This is a genomic window from Conexibacter sp. CPCC 205762, from assembly GCF_030646155.1.
Taxonomy (GTDB): Bacteria; Actinomycetota; Thermoleophilia; order Solirubrobacterales; family Solirubrobacteraceae; genus Conexibacter.
In genome coordinates, this window is the sequence record NZ_JAUTDN010000017.1 from 28,993 (window position 1) to 45,930 (window position 16,938).

Genomic DNA, 16,938 nt, shown 5'->3' on the forward strand with positions numbered 1-16,938 from the left:
CCGATGGCGGGGCGCCTGATCGTCTGCCCGACGCCGATCGGCAACCTCGAGGACGTCACCCTGCGCGTCCTCTCCGCGCTGCGCGAGGCCGACCTGATCGCCTGCGAGGACACGCGCCGCACGCGCGTGCTGCTCGACCGCTACGGCGTCGGCGGCGAGCTGCTCAGCTACCACGAGCACAACGAGCGCGACCGCGCCGCCGAGCTGGTCAGACGGATGCAGGCCGGCGCCAACGTCGCGCTCGTCTCCGACGCCGGCATGCCGCTCGTCTCCGACCCCGGCTTCCTGCTCGTGCAGGCGTGCGTCGCCGCCGGGCTGGCGGTCGAGGTGCTGCCGGGGCCGAGCGCGGCGCTGGCGGCGCTGGTCGCCTCCGCGCTGCCGGCCGAGCGCTGGCGCTTCGCCGGCTTCCTGCCGCGCAAGAGAGGCGAGCTGAAGGAGTCGTTCGCGACCGACGAGACGCTCGTCGCGTTCGAGTCGCCGAACCGGCTCGCCGCCTCGCTGGCGGTGCTGGCGGAGCTCGATCCGCAGCGGCCGGTCGCCGTCTGCCGCGAGCTGACGAAGCTGCACGAGGAGGTCGTGCGCGGCACTGCCGCCGAGCTGGCGGAGCGCTACGCTGCCGAGGCGCCGCGCGGAGAGGTCGTGCTCGTCGTCGGCGCCGCCACGCCGGTCGCGCCGGAGTTGGGCCCCGCGCTGGTGGCGCTCAGAAGACTCGTCGAGGCGGGCGCGAAGGCCCGTCCGGCGGCTGCGGCGGTGTCGGAGCTGACCGGCGTCGCGGCCAACGATCTCTACCGCGCCCTGACCGCGGGCAAGTAGTCGCAAGCGCCACGAACGCGCTATTGTCCGACCATCGGACGATCTCGTCCGTGGGCAAGGCGCGAGGCCCCCCGTCAGCGCGCCCCAGACCACTTTTCGGAGAATGCTCGTCACAGACGGAACACGTGCCCGACGGTCGGGCCTGCGCGAGCTGTGGGACTCGTCGATCGGCAAGAAGATCGCCGTCGCCGTCTCCGGCGGCATCCTCGTCGGCTATGTCGTGCTGCACATGCTCGGCAACCTCAACTCGCTGTACGGACCGGGCAACGGCGACGCCCGCGTCGACGACTACGCCCACTGGCTGCGCACCTTCGGCGAGCCGCTGCTGCCCTACGGCTTCGTGCTGTGGGCGGTGCGCGTGCTGCTGCTCGCGGCCCTCGTCGTCCACGTGACCGGCATCGTCCAGCTGCGCGCCCGCAGCCGCGCCGCCCGCGGCGGCCACCCGGCCCGCCGCATCGGCCGCAGCTTCTCGGCCGCGACGACGATCGTCACCGGCTCGCTGCTGCTGGCCTTCATCGTCTTCCACATCCTGCAGTTCACGACGCTGACGATCGACGTCACGCCGCTGCACGAGGGTGCGGTCTACGCGAACCTCTACAACGCCTTCCAGAAGTGGTACTTCGTGCTGCTGTACGTGCTGGCGGTCGGCTCGCTCGGCTTCCACCTGCGGCACGGCGTCTGGAGCGCGGTGCAGACGCTCGGCTTCGACTCGCCCGAGAAGAACCAGGCGATCCGCCGCACCGCCGGCGCGCTCGCCGTCTTCGTCGTGGTCGGGTTCGTGCTTGTGCCGGTGCTGTTCTGGACCGGCGCCCTGTCGGCGCCCGACGTCGCCAACACGCAGGCATCGATCACGGTGGTGGCCCGATGAGCAGCACCTTCACGCTCGACGCGAAGATCCCGGCGGGCCCGATCGAGGGCAAGTGGAACAGCTGGCTCGACGCGCACAGACTGGTCGGCCCGCGCAACCGCGCCAGCCACACCGTGATCGTCGTCGGCACCGGCCTCGCCGGCGCCTCGGCGGCCGCCTCGCTGGCGGCGCAGGGCTACCGCGTCAAGTCGTTCTGCTTCCAGGACTCGGCCCGTCGCGCCCACTCGATCGCGGCCCAGGGCGGCATCAACGCCGCCAAGGACTACGCCAACGAGGGCGACTCGATCCGGCGCCTGTTCGTCGACACGATCAGAGGCGGCGACTTCCGCGCCCGCGAGGCGAACGTCTGGCGGCTCGCCGAGCTGTCGGCCAACATCGTCGACCAGGCGGTCGCGCAGGGCGTCCCGTTCAACCGCGAGTACGGCGGCCAGCTCGCCACCCGCTCGTTCGGCGGCGTGCTCGTCCAGCGCACCTTCTACTCGCGCGGCCAGACCGGCCAGCAGCTGCTGCTCGGCGCCTACTCGGCGCTGCAGCACCAGGTCGCCAGCGGCAACGCGAAGATCTACAACCGCCACGAGATGCTCGACGTCGTCACCGTCGACGGCGAGGCGCGCGGCATCATCGCCCGCAACCTCGTGACCGGCGAGCTGGAGCGCCACGCCGCCGACGCGGTCGTGCTCGCCTCCGGCGGCTACACGAACGTCTACTACCTGTCGACGAACGCGATGAACTCGAACGTCACGGCGGCCTGGCGCGCGCACAAGCGCGGGGCGCTGATGGCGAACCCCTGTTACACGCAGATCCACCCGACCTGCATCCCGCAGTCGGGCGAGTACCAGTCGAAGCTGACGCTGATGTCGGAGTCGCTGCGCAACGATGGCCGCGTCTGGGTCCCGCGCAGAGGCAGAGACTCGCGCCCGCCCGCGCAGATCCCCGAGGCCGAGCGCTACTACTTCCTCGAGGAGCGCTACCCGGCCTTCGGCAACCTCGTCCCGCGTGACGTCGCCTCGCGCGCCGCCAAGATCGTCTGCGACGAGGGTCTCGGCGTCGGCGGCACCGGCCGCGGCGTCTACCTCGACTTCCGCGACGCGATCGACACGGTCGGCAGAGCGACGGTCCAGGGCAAGTACGGCAACCTCTTCGACATGTACCACCGCATCACCGCGGAGGACCCGTACGAGACGCCGATGATGATCTACCCGGCCCCGCACTACGCAATGGGCGGCCTGTGGGTCGACTACGAGCTGCAGACGACGATCGACGGCCTGTTCGCGGTCGGTGAGGCGAACTTCTCCGACCACGGCGCCAACCGCCTCGGCGCCAGCGCGATGATGCAGTGCCTCGCCGACGGCTACTTCATCGTCCCGCACACGGTCACGAACCACATCGCCAGACGCGGCGGCATCGTCGACGACAGACACGAGGCGTTCGAGCGGACCGAGCAGGAAGTGCAGGACCGCATCGCGCGCCTGATCAACGTCAACGGCACGACCGCGCCGCAGGTGATCCACCGCGAGCTCGGCAACGTCATGCTCGACAAGTGCGGCATGTCGCGCACGGCGGAGGGCCTGACCGAGGCGATCGAGCGGATCCATCAGATCCGCGACGAGTTCTGGAACGACGTGCGCGTCGACGGCAGGGCCGACGAGCTGAACCAGAGCCTCGAGCTGGCCGGCCGCGTCGCCGACTTCATCGAGCTGGCCGAGGTGATGTGCCTCGACGCGCTCAAGCGCGAGGAGTCGGCCGGCGGCCACTTCCGCGAGGAGCACCAGACGCCGGACGGCGAGGCGCTCCGCGACGACGACAGATTCGCGTCGGTGACCGCGTGGGAGTACGGCGGCGAAGGCGGCATGCCGGTCGCCCACGAGGAGCCGCTGGAGTTCGAGAACGTCAAGCTCGCGACCCGGAGCTACAAGTGAACTTCACACTTCAGATCTGGCGCCAGGACCGTCCTGGCGACTCGGGGCGCTACGAGACGATCGAGGCGCACGAGATCGACGCCGAGGCGTCGTTCCTGGAGATGCTCGACCAGGTCAACGAGCGTCTGATCGCGCAGGGCAGCCGCGCCGTCGCCTTCGACAGCGACTGCCGCGAGGGCATCTGCGGCGCCTGCTCGCTGACGATCGACGGGCTGCCGCACGGTCCGCAGCAGGTCACCACCTGCCAGACGTACATGCGCGACTTCAGAGACGGCCAGACGATCAGAGTCGAGCCGTTCCGCAACAACGCGTTCCCGGTCATGAGAGACCTCGTGACCGACCGCGGCGCGCTCGACCGCATCATCCAGTCCGGCGGCTACATCTCGACGTCGACCGGCCCGCAGCCGGAGCCGAACGCGATGCCGGTCAGCCCCGAGGTGCAGACGACGGCGATGGACGCCGCCATCTGCATCGGCTGCGGCGCCTGCGTCGCGGCCTGCCCCAACGGCGCGGCGATGCTGTTCACGGGCGCGAAGGTGACGCACCTCAACTCGCTCCCGCAGGGCCAGGCCGAGCGCGGCGACCGCGTCCGCTCGATGGTCCACCAGATGGACGCGGAGGGCTTTGGCGGCTGCACGAACTTCGGCGAGTGCTCGCTGGCCTGCCCGCAGGAGATCTCGATCGACGTGATCGGGACGCTCAACCGCGAGTACCGCAAGGCCGTGCGCGACGAGAAGAAGGCCAGCAAGAAGATGGTCGCGCAGTAGGACGAAGGCAGCGGCCGCTACTGTTCTCGGCCGCGTGTCCTACTACGTCACAACCCCGATCTACTACGTCAACGCGCAGCCGCATCTCGGCCACGCGTACACGACGATCGCCGCCGACGTGCTGGCGCGGCATCAGCGCCAGCGCGGCGAGCAGGTCTTCTTCCTCACCGGCACCGACGAGCACGGCGAGCCGGTCGCGCTCGCGGCCGAGAGAGCCGGCGTCACGCCGAAGCAGCTGGCGGACAAGAACGCCGCTCGCTTCGAGGCGATGATGCCGCGGCTGAACGTCACCAACGACTTCTTCATCCGCACCTCCGACCCGCGTCACGTCAGACGCGTGCAGGAGGTGATGCAGCGGATCCACGACAACGGCTTCACCTACCTCGGCAGCTACGAGGGCTGGTACTGCCCCCGCTGCGCGGACTTCAAAAACGAGAACGAGATCGCCGAGGGCAACACCTGCCCGATCCACCACATCCCGCTGCTGCGCGAGTCGGAGGAGAACTGGTTCTTCAGACTCTCCGACTTCCAGGAGAGACTCGAGGCGCTGTACGCCGAGCGGCCGGACTGGGTCAAGCCCGAGTCGCGTCGCAACGAGGCGCTCGCCTTCGTCAAGGGCGGCCTGCGCGACGTCTCGCTCTCGCGCGGCAAGTTCACCTGGGGCGTGCCGGTCACGTGGGATCCCTCGCACGTCTTCTACGTCTGGTTCGACGCGCTGCTGAACTACTACACGGCGCTCTCGTTCGCGCGCGAGGGCGACGACCTGACCGACACCTTCTGGCCGGCCGACCTCCACATCATCGGCAAGGACATCCTCAAGTTCCACGCCGTCTACTGGCCGGCGATGCTGATGGCGGCGGGGATCGAGCTGCCGAAGGGCGAGATCGTCCACGGCTACCTGCTGCTCGACGGCGAGAAGATGTCGAAGTCGCTCGGCAACGTGCTCGACCCGTTCGACGTGATCGACAGATTCGGCACCGACGCGCTGCGCTTCTACTGCTTCCGCGAGGTCTCCTTCGGGCAGGACGGCTCGGTCTCGACGACCGGCTTCGAGGCCCGCTACGAGTCCGAGCTGGCCAACGGCTACGGCAACCTCGCCAGCCGCACGGTCGCGATGGTCGGCCGCTATCGCGACGGCATCGTGCCGGCGGTCCCGGTCGACGCGGCGCTCGCCGCCGACTTCGACGGTCTCGCCGACACGGTCGCGCGGCTGCTCGACAGAGCGGAGCCGAGCCAGGCGCTGGAGGAGATCTGGGTGCGCGTGCGGCGGCTCAACAGATACGTCGAGGAGCGCGCGCCGTGGAAGCTGGCGAAGGACCCCGAGCAGGCGGCGCTGCTGGATGAGACGCTGGCGACGCTCGCCGAGGGCCTGCGCGTCGTGACGGTGCTGCTGCACCCGTACATCCCGGAGACGGTCGACAAGCTGCTGGCGGCGCTGGACCGGCCGTCGCTCGACTACGCGGGCGCGAGCTTCGCGGCCGACGGCTGGGGCACGCCGATCGCCGCGATCGAGCCGCTCTTCCCGAAGCCGCAGAGATGATCGACAGCCACACCCACGTCACCTCGTGCGCCGAGCCGGCGGCCGACCTCGTCGCCGCCGCGACGGAGGCCGGCGTCACGCGCCTGCTGACGATCGGCACCGACGGCGACTCCTGCCGCGCCGCGCTGCAGGTGGCGGAGGACTTCCCGCAGGTCTACGTCGGGATCGGCCGCCATCCCAACTCGGCGACCGGCTTCGACGACGCCGACCTGGCCGAGCTGCGCGCGCTCGCGGCCCATCCGAAGTGCCGCGCGATCGGCGAGACCGGCCTCGACTTCTACCGCGACAACGCCCCCGAGGCCGATCAGCGGCGCGCCTTCAGCGCCCAGGTCGCGCTCGCGCGCGAGACCGCCAAGCCGCTCGTGATCCACACCCGCAGCGCCGACCAGCAGACGCTCGACCTGCTCGACGCCGAGGCCGACGGGGTCAGAGTGATCCTGCACTGCTTCTCGATGGCCGACCGCGTCGACGAGTGCGTCGAGCGCGGCTACTGGATCTCGTTCGCCGGCAACGTCACCTACCCGGCCAACGGCGACCTGCGCAGCGCCGCGCTGCGCGTCCCGGCGAACCGGCTGCTGGTCGAGACCGACGCGCCGTACCTCAGCCCGCAGCCGGTCCGCAAGCAGCGCAACGTGCCCGCCAACGTCGTCCTGACGGCGCAGCTGATCGCCGTCGAGCGGCGCGTCGCCTACGACGAGCTGTCAGCGCAGGTCGAGGCCAACGCCGCCGAGCTGTTCGGCTGGTCGTGAGCGACCCGACGCAGCCCTCGCTGCGCCGGATGCGCCAGTTCGGCATCCGCCCCAACCGCGAGCTGGGCCAGAACTTCCTGATCGACTCGAACATCCTCGACGTGATCGAGCGGCTCGCCGGGCTGCAGCCCGACGACGTCGTGCTGGAGATCGGCGGCGGCCTCGGCGTCCTCTCCGAGCACCTCGCGCAGCGCGCCGCGCACGTCCACGTCGTCGAGGTCGACCGCATCCTCGAGGAGCCGCTGCGCGACGCGCTCGACCCGTTCGGCGCGCGCGCGACGCTGCACATGGGCGACGCGATGCAGCTGCAGATGGGAGCGCTCGACCCGCAGCCGACGAAGGTGATCGCCAACCTGCCGTACGGGATCGCCGCCGGCTCGATCCTGAAGACGCTGGAGGACATCCCGAGCGCGACCCGCTGGATCGCGATGGTGCAGAAGGAGGTCGGCGAGCGGCTGGCCGCCAAGCCGGCCAGCGACGCCTACGGGATCCCCTCCGTGATCGCCCAGCTGGCGGCGGACGTGAGAGTCGAGCGGGCCGTCTCGCGGCGCGTCTTCTTCCCGGTCCCGAACGTCGACTCGGTGCTCGTCGGCCTGACCCGCACCGGCCCGGCCGCTCCGAGAGCGCTGCGCAGCTTCGTGCAGGGCGCCTTCGCCCACCGCCGCAAGACGCTCGCGAAGTCGGCCGGGATCGCCGGCGTCGGCTCGCCCGAGCGCGTCCGCGCCGCGCTGGAGCAGCTCGGCCACCCGCCCGACGTGCGCGCCGAGCGGCTCTCGCCGCAGCAGCTGCGCGCCCTCTGGGAGCTGCTGCGCGCCGACTCCGGCGAGGCGGCGGCCACGTGACGCGGCTGCGCGCGCTCGCGCCCGGCAAGACCAACCTCGGCCTCTTCCTCGGCCCGACGCGCCCCGACGGCTACCACGAGCTGGTCTCGCTGTTCGAGCCGCTGTCGCTCGCCGACGAGCTGACGCTGGAGCCGCGTCCCGGCGCCGAGGCGCTCGCCGCCCCCGAGCCCGGCCTCGCCGGCGAGGCCTGCGCGCTCGCCGCCGACGAGGTCGTCTGCGCCGGCGTCACGGGTCCGAACCTCGCCGCGCGGGCGCTCGCCGACTGGCGCGCCGCCAGCGGCTGGGACGGCCCGCCGCAGCGGCTGACGATCGTCAAGCGCGTCCCGGTCGCGGCCGGCATGGGCGGCGGTTCGGGCGATGCCGCGGCCGCGCTGCGGCTCGTCGCGCACGCCGCCGGCCGCCCCGGCGACCCGCTGATCGCCCGCCTCGCACCCGCGCTCGGCGCCGACGTGCCGAGCCAGGTCGAGCCCGCGCCGGTGCTCGTCCATGGCGTCGGCGAGCACGTCGAGCGCGTTGCCGCGCCGCCTGCGCACGCGCTCGTGATCGTGCCCGCGGGCCTGCCGCTGTCGACGCCCGACGTCTTCCGCGAGGCCGACCGGCTCGGCCTCGGCCGCTCCGCCGAGGAGCTGCTGGAGCTGCGTGAGCGCCTGCGCGAGGGCCTGCTGCCGGAGCTGCTCGTCAACGACCTCGAGGCGCCGGCCCGCTCGCTCTGCCCGGCGATCGGCCCGGCGCTGGACGCCCTTCGCGCGGCCGGCGCCGACCACGCCTTCGTCAGCGGCTCGGGGCCGACGACGATCGGCCTGTGGTGGGGCGGGGAGGAGGCGCGCACGGCCGCGCTGGTCGCCGCCGAGGCGCTGCGCGGGCGCTTCCCGGAGCCGGTCGCGGCGGCGCCGGTCGGGCCCGAGTTCGCGGCCGTCGGCGCCGTGCGCGAGAATGAGGCGCCTCATGAGCAATGACGCGATCGTCCAGCTCGTCGCCGTCGGCGCCGCCGTCGTCGGCCTCATCGCCTTCGTGACCCTCGTGATGGTCCCCGTCGCCTCCGCCTACGAGCGCGTCTGGGAGCGGATCGTCGCGAGCCTGCTGTCGCTGTGGGTGCTCGCCGCGCTGATGGGAGTTGGCGCTCTGGCCGGTGCGGCCGTCATCTACTATTGGCCGCGCCTGTTCTGAGCACACGGGGTTCCTTGCGCTGAAGCGCTCGTGGCCCAAGCTGGGGGACAGGCTGCGCGAAATGTTTGCTGTTTCGCCCGATTTTCTCCATTTCAGGGTGAAAGTCGGACGCGACGGGGACTGAACGCGTGACTGACAGGCGCCTGCTGGGAGGCAAGGCGTCACAAGGTCGCACGGACGCATAGCCCATAAGGAGACGCTTGATGCGTCATCACCCGCTGCGCGGTCGGCTCTTCGCCGGCTCGATTGTCGCCGCCCTCGTCCTGCTGCCCGCAGGCGCGGCGCATGCTGCCCAAGGCTGGAACGGCTTCGGCGCCGGCGCCTGGCCGGGCTCCGACTGGCGTCCCTATGCCGCCAGCTCGCCGTTCAACACCCCGGCGGCCGGCCAGGCCGTCCACCCCAACTCGGCGGCGTACGTCAACAAGATCCTCTCGTGGGGCAAGCCCGGCACGCTCGTCGCCGGCGTCGCCGGCACGACGAAGGACTACGCCCACCCGACCTACTACGCGCAGCCGAGCGATCCGCTCTACACGCTGCACGCGACGAGCACGAAGAACAGCATCGAAGGGCTCAGAATCCGCGTCCCGAGCGCCGCGAAGGCTGCCGGCGGCGACGACGGCCACATGACGGTCGTGCAGCCCGACGGCTGGGAGTACGACTTCTGGCGCGTCTCCTCCAAGCCGGCAGGCGGGGGCACGCTGACCTTCGCGATCGGCGGCCGCACGAGAATCGACGGCAGCGGCATCGACAGCAAGGCGACCGCGTCGAACTTCGGCAACCTCGCCGGCTCGATCCGCGGCGCCGAGCTGGCCGCGGGCAGAATCAACCATGCGCTCTTCGTCGTGCTCAAGTGCACCTCGGGCACGACCGGCTTCGGCTACGGCACCAAGCCGGCGCCGGGCGGGGGCCAGAGCGCCTACGTCTACCCGGCCTCGCACGGCGGCGCGTCGTGCGACAACTCCGCGCCGCCGATGGGCGCGCGGCTGCAGCTCAACATGACCGCCGCGCAGATCGGCGCGCTGTCGGTCCCGGCCTGGAAGAAGACGATCCTGACGGCGCTGGCGACCTACGGCGGCTACGTCGGCGACACCGGCGGCTCCGGCTTCGCGTTCCAGTTCGAGTCGGGCTCCGGCTACACCTCGTTCGGCGCCGCCGACCCGCTCGTGACGTACTCGAAGTCGATCGGGATGCGCGCCGGCAGCGGCGACTGGGCCGGCACCTACGCCTACGACATGGCCTCCGGCGTCGACTGGGCGAAGTACCTGCGGGTGCTCGTCCCGCCGGCCGCTTAAGCCGATTTCGAGCGGGCCGCGCGCGATTGGCGCGGTCCGCTCGTACAATTGGTGGCAATGTCCTCGCAGGCCCGCGGCGACGCCTCCGCGCCAGACCTCTCCGCACTCGAAGCGATCACCGACGCGATCGCGGCTGGCGCCGGCCTGCCCGAGATCATCCGCGCCGCCTCGCGCGCACTCGACGCGAGCCTCGTGCTGATCGATCGCACCAGCGTCGTGCTGGCGGTCGCGGCCCGTTCGCCGGCTGAGGAGCGGGCGCTGCTGCGCGACGCCGAGGGCGTCGAGCGGATCGAGCTGCGCGTCGCCGACACCGTCGTCGGCCAGCTGCGGCTGCGCGGCCGTGACGCCGAGTGGGCCGCCTCCGGCAGCTCGATGCTGCGGCTCGTGACGACGCTGATCGCCTCAGAGGTCGAGCGCGTGCGCGGCCCTGAGCGCGCCTCCGAGGAGGCCGCCGCCGCCTTCGTCCACGACGTGCTCGCGCGTGCGATCAGCGACCGCGACGACCTCGTCGCGCGCGGCAAGGAGCTGGGGATCTCGCTCGACCGCGGCGGCAGCGTCGTCGTCGTGCGCGCCCATCCGCGCTCGCCGACCGACGACGACTGGCGCTCGCGGCTGCTGGCGCTGGCCGAGCGCGGCGCCCGCTCGATCGCCCCGGGCGCGATCGCCGCGCCGACCGCCGGCGGCGACGGCGACGAGGTCGTGCTGCTGGTCGCCGATGCCGACGGCGAGGCCGGCCGCCGCGTCGGCGCGACCGTCCTGCGCGAGCTGGAGGCCAATCTCAGCGGCTTCGCCTTCGCGGTCGGCCGCAGCCGCGTCGCGCGCGATCCGGTCGACCTCCATCGCGCCGGCAACGAGGCGCTGCTGGCCGCCAACGTCGTCGAGGGCGACCCGGACGAGGCGCTGCTCGCCTACGACGACACCGGCACCTACCAGCTGCTGCTGCCGCACATGAGCGATCCGGCCGAGCTGCGGCGCTTCTACGACGAGACGGTCTCGAAGATCGTCGCCTACGACGAGCAGTACGAGACCTCCGACCTCGTCGGCACGCTCGAGACCTTCCTCGAGTGCGACGGCAACGTCAACGCGACCGCCGCAAGGCTGATCACCCACCGTCACACGGTCCGCTACCGCTTCGAGCGCGTGCGCGAGATCACCGGCCTCGACGTCGCCTCGACCGACGGCCGCGAGAAGCTCTCGTTCGGGCTGAAGGCGATGCGCGTGCTCGGGATCGCCGCGCCGCGCGGCCCGGCGACCGAGCGCGGCTCCGAGGGCGGCCGCGTCCGCCGCGAGGCGCCCGATCGAAGCTCCCGGTAGTCCGACCCGAGGGTTTCGCGACGTGGGTTCTCATGCTGACACCGCCGAGCGGCGGTGGAGGGGCACCAGGCGCGCGCTTGCCGCAGCCGCGCGTTTGTGTCTGTGACCTCACGGCGCTCTGACACTCGTCCTATGCCTAGGATTCGCGTCGTGGACGCAGATCGCGAAGGGACAGCCCCTGACGAGAGCAGCGATGCGGTCTCGGTCTCGCACCTGATCGATCGGCGCGGCCGCTGCCGGCTCGCCTACGAGCCGGTCGCCGATCTCGCGCGCGGCGTCATCTGCGGCTTCGAGGCGCGCGCCCGCTTCCCCGCGGCGATGAGCCGCGACCGCTGGCGCCGCGAGGCGCTGGAGCGCGGCCTCGAGCCGGACTTCGACGCCTTCGTCGTCGGCTCCGTGCTGGCGGCGCGTGAGAGCCTCCCCGCCGACTGCTTCCTCGGCTTCGACATCGACCCGCGCACGCTCGTGCGCGAGGCGGTCCAGCGCGTGCTGGCGGAGGCCGGCCGGCTCGACCGGCTGGTGATCGAGCTGACGGCGCTCGGCAGCGCCGTGGAGGAGCCGCAGCTGGAGGAGGCCGCGCGCCGGCTGCGCGACGCCGGCGCGACGATCGCGGTCGACGGCGTCGGCGGCGGCACCGCGACGCTGCGGCAGATCGCGATAGTGCGGCCGGAGTTCGTCAAGCTCGACCCGGCCCTCGTCAGGGGCATCCACCGCGACGACGCGAAGCTGGTGATCGTCGACACGATCGGCCACCTCGCCAGCCAGCTCGACGCCTGGATCGTCGCCCAGGGCGTCTCGCAGGTCGAGGAGCTGGACGCGCTGATCGCGCTGCGGGCGCCGCTCGCGCAGGGGCCGCTGATCGGTGTCAGCACGAAGACGCTGACACGGATCGGCTTCGCGCTGAGCGCCTACGTGAGGGACCGCGGCGCGGCCGCGACGACGCCGAGCGCGCTCGTCGCGCTGCTGGAGCGGGTCGCGCCGCTGGAGCGCGACGCGGGCGCCGACGAGCGCGCCGACCGCTTCAGCGCCGACGCCGGCCTGCAGCATCTGCCGGTCGTCGACGCGCGCCGGCGACCGGTCGGGATGCTCGGGCGGGCCGCGGCGCTGCGCGGCGAGGACCCGCTCGGCGACGTGCTCGTGGTGGCGCCGTCGGGGCGGATCCCGGAGCTGGCGCAGCGGGCGATGCTGCGCCCGCCGGAGGCCCGCTTCCACCCGATCGTCTGCTGCGACGTGCAGGGCAGATACCTCGGGCTGGTGCGCGTCGAACGGCTGGTCGCGGCGCTCGCGCAGGCGCGCGAGCGCACGCTCTCAGCCGTCTGAGGCGCTACTCGACCTCCTGGATCTGCGCCCGCACCTCCTCGATCACGGCGTCGGGCACGTGCTCCATGCCGTGATCGTCATGCGCGTGCTGCGCGACCTGAGCGAGGATCGCCTCCTCGCTCTCGCCGCGGAATCGTGCCGTGCAGTCGGGAACCACGGCTCCGCAGAAGAACTCCTTCATCCCGCCTCCTCTCGCGTCGGTGGGTGTGTGTCGGGCCCGGGAAACTGGGGGGCCGGGACTCGAACCCGGATAGCCGGCTCCAAAGGCCGGAGTCTTGCCATTAGACGACCCCCCAACGGGTTCTCGCGATTCTATTCGTCCGCAACGAGCGGGGCTGAGGCAGCGCTCCGCCGCCCGACGTGGCTACGATGCCGTACGTGACCGCTCCGGTCGTCGTCATCCTCGCGGCGGGCCAGGGAACGCGCATGCGTTCCGCCACGCCAAAACTGCTGCACGAACTCTGCGGCAGACCCCTGCTCAGCTGGACCGTCGACGCGGCCCGTGCCGCAGGTGCGTCCAAGGTCGTCGTCGTCGGCGGCCCCGACCGCGCGCTCGCGCCGGGGCTCCCCGACGACGTCGTGCTCGCCGTCCAGCAGGAGGCGCGCGGCACCGCCGACGCCGTCCAGGCCGCCGCGGCCGAGATCGACCGCGACGCCCCGGTGATCGTCCTCAACGGCGACGTGCCGCTGATGACGGGCGCGTCGCTGGGCGCGCTCGCGACCGCCCACGCCGAGCAGGGCGCGGCGGCGACGATGCTGACGATGGTGCTGCCGGACCCGAGCGGCTACGGCCGCGTCGTGCGCAACGCCGACGGCGCCGTCGAGCGCGTCGTCGAGACGAAGAAGCCGGGTGACGCGACGCCGGCCGAGCTGGAGATCCGCGAGGTCAACGGCGGCGTCTACGCGTTCGACGGCGGCGAGCTGCTCGACGCGCTGCTGGAGGTCCGCTCCGACAACGCGCAGGGCGAGCTGTACCTGCCTGACGTGCTGCCGATCCTGCGCGCCAGAGGGCGTGCCGTGCGCGCCCACGTCGTCGACGACCCGGGCCTCGCGCTCGGCGTCAACGACCGCGGCGACCTCGCGAAGGTCCGCGCCGAGGCGCAGCGGCGGATCCTCGCCGCGCACATGGCGGCCGGCGTCACGATCGTCGACCCGGGCTCGACCGTGATCGACGCCGGCGTCGAGATCGGCGCCGACACGACGATCCTGCCGTTCAGCTCGCTGCTCGGCGCCACGCGCGTCGGCAGCGGCTCGAGCGTCGGCCCGCAGACGTCGCTGATCGACGCCGAGCTGGGCGACGGCGTCAGCGTGCCGCACTCCTACCTGACCGGGTGCGCCGTCCACGACGGCGCCTCCGTCGGCCCGTTCGCCTATCTGCGCCCCGGCGCGGTGCTGCGAGCGGGGGCGAAGGTCGGGACGTTCGTCGAGGTCAAGAACTCCGACATCGGCGAAGGCACGAAGGTCCCCCATCTGTCGTACATCGGTGACGCGGACGTCGGGCCGGGGTCGAACCTCGGTGCCGGCACGATCACCGCCAACTACGACGGCCGCAGAAAGCACCGCACCACGATCGGCGCACGCGTCAAGGGCGGAGTCGACACCGCCTTCGTCGCGCCGGTGACCGTCGGCGACGACGCCTGGACGGCCGCCGGGTCGGTGATCACCGAGGACGTGCCGGACGGCGCCCTCGGCGTCGGCCGGTCGCGGCAGCGGAACATCGAGCAGTACAGCGAGCGCAAGAAGGAGAACGTGGACTGATGTCCCCCATCGTCACCCGTGGAGCGTCGTCGTCAGGGCGTAGACTCGTTCACTCGATGAGTGCCGGTCCGCAGGAGCACCCCAACAGCCACCTCGAGATCGGCTATGGCAAGCAGCTGATGCTGTTCAGCGGCCGCGCTCATCAGCAGCTCGGCGCCGACATCGCCGGCAAGCTCGGGGTCGAGCTCGGCGGCGTCACGACGAAGACCTTCTCCAACGGCGAGGTCTACTGCCGCTACGAGGAGTCGATCCGCGGCGCGGACGTCTTCATCGTCCAGCCGATCAGCGGCAACGCGCGCACCGGCATGACCGCCAACGACTCGCTGATGGAGCTGTTGGAGATGGTCGACGCGGCCGTCGGCGGCTCGGCCCACCGCGTCGTCGCCGTCTGCCCCTGGTACGGCTATTCGCGCCAGGACAAGAAGTCGGCTCCTCGCGAGCCGATCTCGGCCCGCCTCGTCGCGCGCATGCTCGAGACCGCGGGGATCGACCGGATCCTGACGATGGACCTCCACTCCGGCCAGATCCAGGGCTTCTTCCAGAAGCCGTGCGACCACATGACCGCGATGTGGATGCTGACGAGATACTTCGCCGACCAGTCGCTGGAGGACCTCGTCGTCGTCTCGCCGGACGCCGGCCGCGTGAAGCTGAACAAGAAGTTCGCCGCCACGATCGGCGCCGAGCTGGCGATCCTCAACAAGGAGCGCCCGGCCCAGCAGGTCGCCGAGATCGGCTACGTGATCGGCGACGTGAAGGGCAAGACGGCCGTCATCGTCGACGACATCATCGACACGGCCGGCACGCTCAAGGCGGCCGCGCAGACCGTCCGCGACGCCGGCGCCACGCGCGTGCTGGCGGCCGCAACGCACGGCGTCTTCTCCGGCAACGCGTGGGAGAACCTCGCCGCGGCGGCCTTCGACGAGATCGTCGTGACCGACACGATCCCGCTGCGCGACGGCGCGCCGGACAACATCACGGTGCTGCCGTGCGCCGACCTGCTGACCAGCTCGATCCGCCAGATCTTCACGGACGGCTCGGTCTCCGAGGTTTTCCGCGGCGAGAACCAGCTGTTCTGATCCCGGCGCCCCGCCTCCAGCCGCCGTGGCGCGCGACGCCCACCACCTGATGACACTGCTCGGCCTCTCTGAGGACGAGCTGTGTCAGGCGCTCGCGGTCGACCCGCTGACGCTGCTGTCGGGCCAGCTCGACCACCGGCCCGAGCTGCCGATCCTGCTCGACCTGCTGGCCGAGGCGGAGGAGCGCGCCGGCGCGCCGGTGCTGCGGCGCTGGCTGCGTGCCAGCGGTCCGGAGGGGCGGCCGCTGGACGCCCTGCTGGCGCGCGACTTCGGGCGCTTCGAGGACGCGCTCGGCACGTTGGCCGCGCGCGGGTTCGTGCTGCGCGGCGGCGGCGGCGCCGGCTGAGCCGGCGCCGCAGCGCTACGCCTTGTCCGGCGCCTTCTCGCCGGGCCACACACCGAAGATGTGCTCCCAGCCTCTTGCGCCGGCGCGGTCGACGACCGCGCGCGTGACCGAGAAGGTCACGCCCTGGACGGCCGCGGCCGTCACGACTCTCGACCAGCTCGCCAGCTCGGTGGTCGCTTCTGGCGGCTCCTCGTCGTCGATCTTGGCCCACACGAACGTGAAGAGCTTTCGCGCCAGCAGGCCGGCGACGATGCCGACGATGATGCCGAACGGCTTGTAGATCAGCTTCATGTCGTCAACTTACCCGTCGACAGGGCGATTATCCTGTGTGAACGAACTTCACGAGGACGGTGCGTCATGGCAGACGAACGGCACGACGACGGCACGGCTGAGGAGCTGCTCCGCCGCGCCCTGCTCGACGCCTCCGACGCCGCGGCCGTCTCGCTCGCGGTCGGCGACCTGCCCGTCAGCGACGTCGTCACGGTCGTCTTCCACGGCCGCCGCGACCTCGGCACGATCCAGACGTACGTCGCCCGCGGCCGTTTCGGCGCCGGCTCGACGCTGTCGGCGCGCGAGCTGATGCGCGTTCCCTGCGACCTCGACCTCGGCGACGCCGAGGACCGCGAGCAGGCCGAGGAGCTGTACCTGCAGCAGGCGCGGGCGCTGCGCGAGGCGCTCGTCGGCGCCGACACCGTGCTCGACGTCTGGCGCGAGCCGCTCGCCGAGCTGGCCGGCGGCGACGTGACGATCGAGCGCTCGGTCGCGCTGAACGTGCCGCTGCCGGCCCACCGGCTGCTGCCGGTCGCGCTGGTCGCGCCCGAGCGGCAGCTGGTGGTGGCGCCGGTCTGCGGCGCGCGGGCGCTGTCGGAGGGCAGGCCGCCGCTCGGGATCGCCTGCGCCCAGCAGGACCTCGCCCGCATCTACCCGCTGCCCGACGACCCCGTGCGGGCGATCGGCGACTTCCTCGACTTCGCCGCCGATCACGCCCACGAGCTGGCGTCGCGGCTGGCCCACCAGGAGGCCTCGGTCGCCCGCTTCCTCGAGATCTCGGGCGAGGAGCCGCCGACGCTGCACTGACGCGCGGCGCCCGCGCGCGCCCGTCCGCGCGAGCCGCCCCGTGCGAGAACCGTCCCACGGCGCGCTCGCGATCAGAGATGATGCGCCGCG

General features: G+C 72.0%; 18 protein-coding genes and 1 tRNA gene. 16 read left to right on the forward strand and 3 right to left on the reverse strand.

All coding sequences use genetic code 11. The features are described 5' to 3' along the window. Positions 1–3: 3 nt before the first annotated feature. The 12 genes from rsmI to Q7L73_RS14730 all read left to right on the forward strand — a co-directional run bounded on the left by rsmI (position 4) and on the right by Q7L73_RS14730 (position 12,591). The gene (rsmI, locus tag Q7L73_RS14675) at positions 4–813 is read left to right on the forward strand and encodes a 16S rRNA (cytidine(1402)-2'-O)-methyltransferase (RefSeq protein ID WP_304690478.1); all 810 of its coding nucleotides are present in this window, start codon (positions 4–6) and stop codon (positions 811–813) included. Positions 814–916: 103 nt separating this feature from the next. Further along, on the forward strand, positions 917–1,681 hold the full coding sequence (locus Q7L73_RS14680) for a succinate dehydrogenase cytochrome b subunit (RefSeq protein ID WP_304690479.1): 765 nt from the start codon (positions 917–919) through the stop codon (positions 1,679–1,681). Continuing rightward, a complete protein-coding gene (locus tag Q7L73_RS14685; RefSeq protein ID WP_304690480.1) occupies positions 1,678–3,600 on the forward strand; it encodes a fumarate reductase/succinate dehydrogenase flavoprotein subunit in 1,923 nt (640 codons plus the stop codon). The genes Q7L73_RS14680 and Q7L73_RS14685 overlap by 4 nt, the downstream gene beginning before the upstream one ends. Continuing rightward, positions 3,597–4,367, forward strand: a complete 771-nt coding sequence (locus Q7L73_RS14690) for a succinate dehydrogenase/fumarate reductase iron-sulfur subunit (RefSeq protein WP_304690481.1) — start codon at positions 3,597–3,599, stop codon at positions 4,365–4,367. The genes Q7L73_RS14685 and Q7L73_RS14690 overlap by 4 nt, the downstream gene beginning before the upstream one ends. A gap of 34 nt (positions 4,368–4,401) precedes the next feature. After that, on the forward strand, positions 4,402–5,907 hold the full coding sequence (gene metG, locus Q7L73_RS14695; protein WP_304690482.1) for a methionine--tRNA ligase: 1,506 nt from the start codon (positions 4,402–4,404) through the stop codon (positions 5,905–5,907). After that, on the forward strand, positions 5,904–6,656 hold the full coding sequence (locus tag Q7L73_RS14700) for a TatD family hydrolase (protein WP_304690483.1): 753 nt from the start codon (positions 5,904–5,906) through the stop codon (positions 6,654–6,656). Before metG ends, Q7L73_RS14700 begins: the two co-directional genes overlap by 4 nt. Beyond that, complete coding sequence (gene rsmA / locus Q7L73_RS14705) at positions 6,653–7,498, forward strand: 16S rRNA (adenine(1518)-N(6)/adenine(1519)-N(6))-dimethyltransferase RsmA (RefSeq protein WP_304690484.1); 846 nt, start codon at positions 6,653–6,655, stop codon at positions 7,496–7,498. Before Q7L73_RS14700 ends, rsmA begins: the two co-directional genes overlap by 4 nt. Beyond that, the gene (locus Q7L73_RS14710; RefSeq protein WP_304690485.1) at positions 7,495–8,454 is read left to right on the forward strand and encodes a 4-(cytidine 5'-diphospho)-2-C-methyl-D-erythritol kinase; all 960 of its coding nucleotides are present in this window, start codon (positions 7,495–7,497) and stop codon (positions 8,452–8,454) included. The genes rsmA and Q7L73_RS14710 overlap by 4 nt, the downstream gene beginning before the upstream one ends. Next, complete coding sequence (locus tag Q7L73_RS14715; RefSeq protein WP_304690486.1) at positions 8,444–8,665, forward strand: hypothetical protein; 222 nt, start codon at positions 8,444–8,446, stop codon at positions 8,663–8,665. Before Q7L73_RS14710 ends, Q7L73_RS14715 begins: the two co-directional genes overlap by 11 nt. A 203-nt stretch (positions 8,666–8,868) precedes the next feature. Then, on the forward strand, positions 8,869–9,957 hold the full coding sequence (locus Q7L73_RS14720; protein ID WP_304690487.1) for a hypothetical protein: 1,089 nt from the start codon (positions 8,869–8,871) through the stop codon (positions 9,955–9,957). A gap of 57 nt (positions 9,958–10,014) precedes the next feature. After that, positions 10,015–11,271 (forward strand): CdaR family transcriptional regulator, encoded by a 1,257-nt coding sequence (locus Q7L73_RS14725; protein WP_304690488.1) that lies wholly within the window; start codon positions 10,015–10,017, stop codon positions 11,269–11,271. A 150-nt stretch (positions 11,272–11,421) separates the two neighbouring features. After that, entirely contained in the window at positions 11,422–12,591 is a 1,170-nt protein-coding gene (locus Q7L73_RS14730) for an EAL domain-containing protein (RefSeq protein ID WP_304690489.1), read from the forward strand. Between the two features lie 4 nt (positions 12,592–12,595). Here the strand turns inward: Q7L73_RS14730 and Q7L73_RS14735 are convergent, their stop codons facing one another. Then, complete coding sequence (locus Q7L73_RS14735; RefSeq protein ID WP_304690490.1) at positions 12,596–12,772, reverse strand: DUF1059 domain-containing protein; 177 nt, start codon at positions 12,770–12,772, stop codon at positions 12,596–12,598. A 44-nt stretch (positions 12,773–12,816) separates the two neighbouring features. Then, positions 12,817–12,887, reverse strand: a tRNA-Gln gene (locus Q7L73_RS14740). Positions 12,888–12,969: 82 nt separating this feature from the next. Between Q7L73_RS14740 and glmU the strand changes: the two genes are divergently transcribed. From glmU to Q7L73_RS14755, 3 genes are all read left to right on the forward strand, one after another. Next, positions 12,970–14,349 (forward strand): bifunctional UDP-N-acetylglucosamine diphosphorylase/glucosamine-1-phosphate N-acetyltransferase GlmU, encoded by a 1,380-nt coding sequence (glmU, locus tag Q7L73_RS14745; protein WP_304690491.1) that lies wholly within the window; start codon positions 12,970–12,972, stop codon positions 14,347–14,349. Positions 14,350–14,447: 98 nt separating this feature from the next. Beyond that, a complete protein-coding gene (locus tag Q7L73_RS14750) occupies positions 14,448–15,425 on the forward strand; it encodes a ribose-phosphate diphosphokinase (protein WP_370552390.1) in 978 nt (325 codons plus the stop codon). A 25-nt stretch (positions 15,426–15,450) separates the two neighbouring features. Further along, positions 15,451–15,771, forward strand: coding sequence for a hypothetical protein (locus Q7L73_RS14755; RefSeq protein ID WP_304690493.1), 321 nt, complete (start codon positions 15,451–15,453; stop codon positions 15,769–15,771). Between the two features lie 15 nt (positions 15,772–15,786). Here Q7L73_RS14755 and Q7L73_RS14760 read toward each other — a convergent pair whose 3' ends face one another. Next, positions 15,787–16,062 (reverse strand): DUF4235 domain-containing protein, encoded by a 276-nt coding sequence (locus tag Q7L73_RS14760; RefSeq protein ID WP_304690494.1) that lies wholly within the window; start codon positions 16,060–16,062, stop codon positions 15,787–15,789. 66 nt (positions 16,063–16,128) lie between these two features. Here Q7L73_RS14760 and Q7L73_RS14765 point away from each other — a divergent pair, with 66 nt between their 5' ends. Continuing rightward, positions 16,129–16,848, forward strand: a complete 720-nt coding sequence (locus tag Q7L73_RS14765) for a hypothetical protein (RefSeq protein WP_304690495.1) — start codon at positions 16,129–16,131, stop codon at positions 16,846–16,848. Positions 16,849–16,938 lie beyond the last annotated feature (90 nt).

Bases quoted from the DNA above. Each gene is read 5' to 3' on its own strand.
- rsmI (WP_304690478.1), top strand. From the start codon at position 4: ATGGCGGGGCGCCTGATCGTCTGCCCGACGCCGATCGGCAACCTCGAG.
- Q7L73_RS14680 (WP_304690479.1), top strand. From the start codon at position 917: ATGCTCGTCACAGACGGAACACGTGCCCGACGGTCGGGCCTGCGCGAG.
- Q7L73_RS14685 (WP_304690480.1), top strand. From the start codon at position 1,678: ATGAGCAGCACCTTCACGCTCGACGCGAAGATCCCGGCGGGCCCGATC.
- Q7L73_RS14700 (WP_304690483.1), top strand. From the start codon at position 5,904: ATGATCGACAGCCACACCCACGTCACCTCGTGCGCCGAGCCGGCGGCC.
- Q7L73_RS14715 (WP_304690486.1), top strand. From the start codon at position 8,444: ATGAGCAATGACGCGATCGTCCAGCTCGTCGCCGTCGGCGCCGCCGTC.
- Q7L73_RS14720 (WP_304690487.1), top strand. From the start codon at position 8,869: ATGCGTCATCACCCGCTGCGCGGTCGGCTCTTCGCCGGCTCGATTGTC.
- Q7L73_RS14725 (WP_304690488.1), top strand. From the start codon at position 10,015: ATGTCCTCGCAGGCCCGCGGCGACGCCTCCGCGCCAGACCTCTCCGCA.
- Q7L73_RS14735 (WP_304690490.1), bottom strand. From the start codon at position 12,772: ATGAAGGAGTTCTTCTGCGGAGCCGTGGTTCCCGACTGCACGGCACGA.
- Q7L73_RS14760 (WP_304690494.1), bottom strand. From the start codon at position 16,062: ATGAAGCTGATCTACAAGCCGTTCGGCATCATCGTCGGCATCGTCGCC.
- Q7L73_RS14765 (WP_304690495.1), top strand. From the start codon at position 16,129: ATGGCAGACGAACGGCACGACGACGGCACGGCTGAGGAGCTGCTCCGC.